4 protein-coding genes are annotated in these 4835 nt (G+C 36.4%); 1 reads left to right on the plus strand and 3 read right to left on the minus strand.

Going from position 1 to position 4835, the window contains the following annotated elements; genetic code table 11:
- Positions 1-172: 172 nt before the first annotated feature.
- The 3 genes from F960_RS17775 to F960_RS17785 form a co-directional block, all read right to left on the minus strand.
- Positions 173-691, minus strand: coding sequence for a plasmid replication DNA-binding protein (locus F960_RS17775; RefSeq protein WP_000839337.1), 519 nt, complete (start codon positions 689-691; stop codon positions 173-175).
- A gap of 77 nt (positions 692-768) precedes the next feature.
- Positions 769-1704 (minus strand): replication initiation protein RepM, encoded by a 936-nt coding sequence (gene repM / locus F960_RS17780; RefSeq protein WP_001292329.1) that lies wholly within the window; start codon positions 1702-1704, stop codon positions 769-771.
- 598 nt (positions 1705-2302) lie between these two features.
- Entirely contained in the window at positions 2303-3472 is a 1170-nt protein-coding gene (locus F960_RS17785; RefSeq protein ID WP_002134206.1) for a MobA/MobL family protein, read from the minus strand.
- Between the two features lie 304 nt (positions 3473-3776).
- Between F960_RS17785 and F960_RS17790 the strand changes: the two genes are divergently transcribed.
- On the plus strand, positions 3777-4538 hold the full coding sequence (locus F960_RS17790; RefSeq protein WP_000425105.1) for a hypothetical protein: 762 nt from the start codon (positions 3777-3779) through the stop codon (positions 4536-4538).
- Positions 4539-4835: the final 297 nt, after the last annotated feature.

Here is a 4835-nt window from a genome sequence, read left to right on the forward strand (position 1 = left end):
CATAATACACCTTATACGAAATTCTTTGTAAAAAGCATTTTAAAACAATGTCTTATGGATGTAAAAACAGCCTAAGCAGTCACGCTCAGGCTGTTTTAGTGATTTTTTATGTTTCACGATCAATTATTGATCATTGTTCCACGGTTTTGATTAGTCTGATTAAATAGTCCTATCATCCATAGGGCTTGAAAAAACGGCTCCAGAAGCCCCTTTTTTCTGGTTCTGGCTCAATATGTTCAGGGACTGGAATACGCTTATTCTCGATAACCTCTGACTCCTTAGGAGGCATAGCTATGACGTCCTCTTTTTCTTCTACTGTGGATTCTGCCTGTGTTGATCCAGGATCATCAGATTGTGTTGTATTGGTTTTTGGAGCTTCCAATAGGCGTTGCATAGTTTCAATTTGATTTTGATAGAAGCTTTCTCTATTTTTTGCATCATCTAGCTGATTTTTTAGTAGGTCTATCTGCTGTCTAAGGAGTAAAACTTCTGCCGAAGTTGGACTGTCTACTTTTACAGTTTCTTTTACACTCTGTTTTTGTACTGGCTCACCAAATACCCGGATCGCTTCTGCAAGATCAATCTTATTGTCAGAATTTTTACTTAAAATACCTTTCTTTATATTGTTGTAAATGGTTTGTCGATTAATATTGTAAAGCTTAGAAAGCTCAAGAACTGTAAGGCTTTTCATGTGTAAATCTCTGCCTAATCTTGTAAAAAATTAGTGTCTATTAGACTGTCTAATAGACAAATCAGCAAGTCTATCTTCTATGCAGCTTTGAAGCCTACTTTTTGGAGATAAGGATAGAGTTCTTTAAACTTTTCTGGGTTTTGAAGCATTTCTGCAATGCGTACAGCGAATTGCGGATAGCTTTCTGTACCATGAGAATACTTTCCCATTTCAGGAAGTTCTGACAGTTTGTGGGAAAACAGATGGCGTTGAGCATCTGTCATTTTTGAGAAAATATCTATAGTGTCTGGGTCACGCTTATTTTTTATTGGCAGATTACTCATTTTTTTCTGTTTGAAAGTGAATGAAAAACCTGAAATAGAACGCCCTTTTTTATGTTGCTCATATTTAGCTGTTATATCGGTTAACTCATTTACCTGCTTAAGAGCAAAATCTAAAACATATGTTTTAAAGTTACTCATTGTTTTGTATTGATGAGGTTTGACACCAAGTTGTTGTCTAAAGATAGATAGATCAAAAAGTGGCGTTTTTCCGGCAGATCTCCATTGAATTAATAGCTCGTATAGCCGAATAGCATATGAGCTACTTAACCTAGAAACCTGCTGCAATTCATATTTAGTGAAATTTTCTTCAAGTCGAGTTATGAGTGGAACGATATCTTGGGTGAATCGTAGGAAAATAATTCCTGATTGAGATTCATACCCAATTTTGTCGACCCAACGACAATGAAAGCTACGATCCTTACCTGTCTTAGGATTAATGTCATGGTATGTGACATAGCGATCAAATAAGCTTTTAGATGCCTCTCTGAGTACGGTATAAGCGGTATGTTTCTCGACATTAAAAGTATTTATATAACTACTTGCATGTACTTCTAAAAGACTATTTTCAGTTATCCCATGTCCAGTTTCTCGAGCTTCAGCAATGGCTAATAGGATCAGTCTTTGTTCAACTGTATCTAAGGTATAACTTGCTTGAATTAGAGCATTATCCTTTACGATTAATTCACTCATTTCTAATAATAAATTTATAATTAAACTAGGTTGTACAATAGACTATTTCAATTGAGTTGTAAATTAACTTAATTATGGGTCGATAAACCTAGCTTTAAGGTCGATAAACCTAGTTTTATGGGTCGATAAACCTAGTTTTATGGGTCGATAAACCTAGTTTTATGGGTCGATAAACCTAGTTTTATTAACTATGAAACTATTATAAATAAAGGTTTACAGCTTATTTAAAAGCATTTAAAAGATTAAAAATAATTAAAAGCCCAATGAATGAAAAATTGCCCTATGTTTTCGCTACGCTCAAACTCTATTGAACTTCGCTTTCGCTCAGTTCGTTGGGGCAATTTTTTGGTTAATACTTGCGTGACTTTAAGAAAAAGCAAAAGCAACTCGGAATTCGCTTCGCTCATAAGTTTTTTATACTCGCTTCGCTCGACCTAGATGCAAATTAAATCTGTTCGCACCCTCCGGGATGCTCTGTATCTCAGTCTCAGCAGCAAAGGGGAGTTTGTAATCAGGGAAAAAGCATGGCAAAAATTTTAATTGTGTCTGTTCGCTCGTAGACACTCGCTCTGTAAACTTTGGATAAAACCAACTGAGCTTAAAAACCAGGGCCACCGTAATCATAATCATCAGCTTTAGGTTGTACTGGTTCTGATTGAGTGCGTTTGGGAGGCGTATTTTGTATCGGTAATACGTATTCAGGAAGTGAATGCACCTCGAACTCAAAACATGGGGTACTGTTACGTCTTGAGTCTTCTAGTTTTTCATTCATTTCGTAGATGGACCAAGCTTCTTGTTTAAGTATAGGGCCTTGGTTTTTGATAATTTCATTCAAATCATTTTTTAGTTTGTCCTTATTTGTTGCATTCTTGATTAAGTAATTCAGGTAATACATGACTTCCAATGATGAAAATGGGTTGTTTTCAGCACTATAAAAATATTCATGTTGTTGATCTAATTGCTTTTGGCGTTCTTCGAGTTCTCGTTCTTGCTGGTTGTGTTCTCTGATTTTTTGGATTTGGGCGAGATATTCCGCTGTCGCATTTTGTTGTCCAACGCCTAGTTTTGGCTCTGGAAGGTATAGCGTGCTGTGGATCTCGTTATATTTTTCATAGCTGTCTGCTGAAACCTGATTTTTGATGGTGATGTCTTGGCCATCCAGTGTGTAGGTGACGGTCGGGCAGTGCTGTGCAAGGGCATCATTCAAATGATTTTCCCATTGTTTTCGGATATAGATCAAAAAAGTGGAATAGTCTTCATGGCCATCTTGAAGTTGGATTTTTTTGGCACCGCCTTTGGCTGGATCTTGAGGGTTATAGCGTTTGAAGTACTGTTCTGCGCTGCGTTCAATGCCGTCATCCGCTTTTAGCGAGAACATCAGATGACAATGAGGCTGATCTTCGCCACTGATACGTGATTTTACGTTGTGTATGGCGTATGAGTGCGGATATTGCTGTGGAACTATATGTTTGTCTAAAAACGTCTCTATGAGCGTTTTACGCTGTTCTGACGTGAACTCATTCGGTAGGGCAATTTCATACTCCATGTAGGCCTTGGCATTGGCTCGTTCATACGTATCTGCTGCCTGCCAAAAATCAATGGGATCTTTTACAAAGGCAGGCATACATCGACCAGGTTCAATATGTTCTATGGTCTCATTGCTGGTTTTGCGGATGCCTTCATACTGCATCAGCCGGGAAATGTAGAGATAATGGCCGGTCGCATAGCCCTTATTTTTGCTTTTGACGCTGAAGTGGTAGCTGGCCATGTTCACCTCTGCTGGGTTGTGGGTTCGGTTTTTATGCAGTGAAACGGAATGAAAACCGCCCGGATTTGAAATGCCTGTATGGCTGAAAAATCCGGTTGAAGGGGGTCAAGGGGGAAGCGCCCCATTGCGTACTAGTTTCTCCGATGAGGAGAAACTGTCAAGTGCGAATTATTTAATATAAAAATAAAATTTCTTGAAAAGAATTTTTATTTTTATATTAAATAATTATTTTCAGACTGCCCTCTTTAAATATGGTAAAACCATATTTAAAGAGGTTGCAGTTCTGAAAATTTGGCGGCAGATGATGGAAATGGAAAAAGCAAAAAAGCGTGGTCGACCTGCTCAGTTGTTACAGATTGCTGAGTTACATGCATTTGTAGAGTTTTTAGAACAGCAAGAACAGCTTTCTGATCTTCAATCTCAAGTGTTAAAGGCTTTAAATAGTGTTGATTGTAATTTTGAGGGGCTAACTCAGACAGATCAGGTTCTGGTCAAAGAGGCTTTAAAACCTTATCGTGAACATCTGAAGTTGAAATTGCTGTTTGAAGAGTTGAATAATCTGCCTCTTAAAACCGAGTATGAACAGAAGTTTTTAGATCTGTATGAACTTTTTCAAAAGAATGCACTAGATCAGATGGAACTAAATATTTTAAAAACCTTGGCGACACGGTATCTGAATTTTAAAGCGCAAAAGCTTGAATACAGTGATTTAGAATTGTATTTGAGTCAGCTACAGAAGAAGGATGCTGGGAAAAAACGCAAAGCTGAAAATCAACGTAAATTTGAATTAGGTGGTGCTGTTCTTGTCGCATTTAAGAAACTCAATATTGATATTAGCAATGATACTCCTCAACAGATTACCAATCGGATTGTGAATACGACAAAGTTTCATAATGAAGTACGTAAATCTTTAATTTTTAAAGATGTTAAGACATATGAAAATGAATATTTTAAAGCAAATAAACTTTTTATTCAGGTGTTAGAAGGATTACATACCTGGCAAAAGGGCGGAGAATTATTGTCAGTAATTGAAATTAAAAAGGCCTTAGAAAAAGGCGAAGAGTAGTTTATTTAGCAGGGATTTTAGAGAAGTTGGACATTTCTATTTTGGGCTTACATTGGAATTTCGCATAAGGTGTATTATGTTATTTTTAGAAAAACTTAACTTAAATAAATAAATAAATCTAATATATTATTTTTCTCACAATTTCATAAATATCAATTATCTAATAAGCTTTAAATCCTCTTACTAAGTCTGTATGGTGTTTTATCAGAAAGATACTATAGAGGGTAATATGCATAGTTTTTCTGTAAAAGAATTGGATCAGTTGATTGAAAATGATCTAAAGGAAAAGAAAAAATC

The sequence above is a fragment of the Acinetobacter gerneri DSM 14967 = CIP 107464 = MTCC 9824 genome (assembly GCF_000368565.1).
Taxonomy (GTDB): Bacteria; Pseudomonadota; Gammaproteobacteria; order Pseudomonadales; family Moraxellaceae; genus Acinetobacter; species Acinetobacter gerneri.

Bases quoted from the DNA above. Each gene is read 5' to 3' on its own strand.
- F960_RS17790 (WP_000425105.1), top strand. From the start codon at position 3,777: ATGGAAATGGAAAAAGCAAAAAAGCGTGGTCGACCTGCTCAGTTGTTA.
- repM (WP_001292329.1), bottom strand. From the start codon at position 1,704: ATGAGTGAATTAATCGTAAAGGATAATGCTCTAATTCAAGCAAGTTAT.
- F960_RS17785 (WP_002134206.1), bottom strand. From the start codon at position 3,472: ATGGCCAGCTACCACTTCAGCGTCAAAAGCAAAAATAAGGGCTATGCG.
- F960_RS17775 (WP_000839337.1), bottom strand. From the start codon at position 691: ATGAAAAGCCTTACAGTTCTTGAGCTTTCTAAGCTTTACAATATTAAT.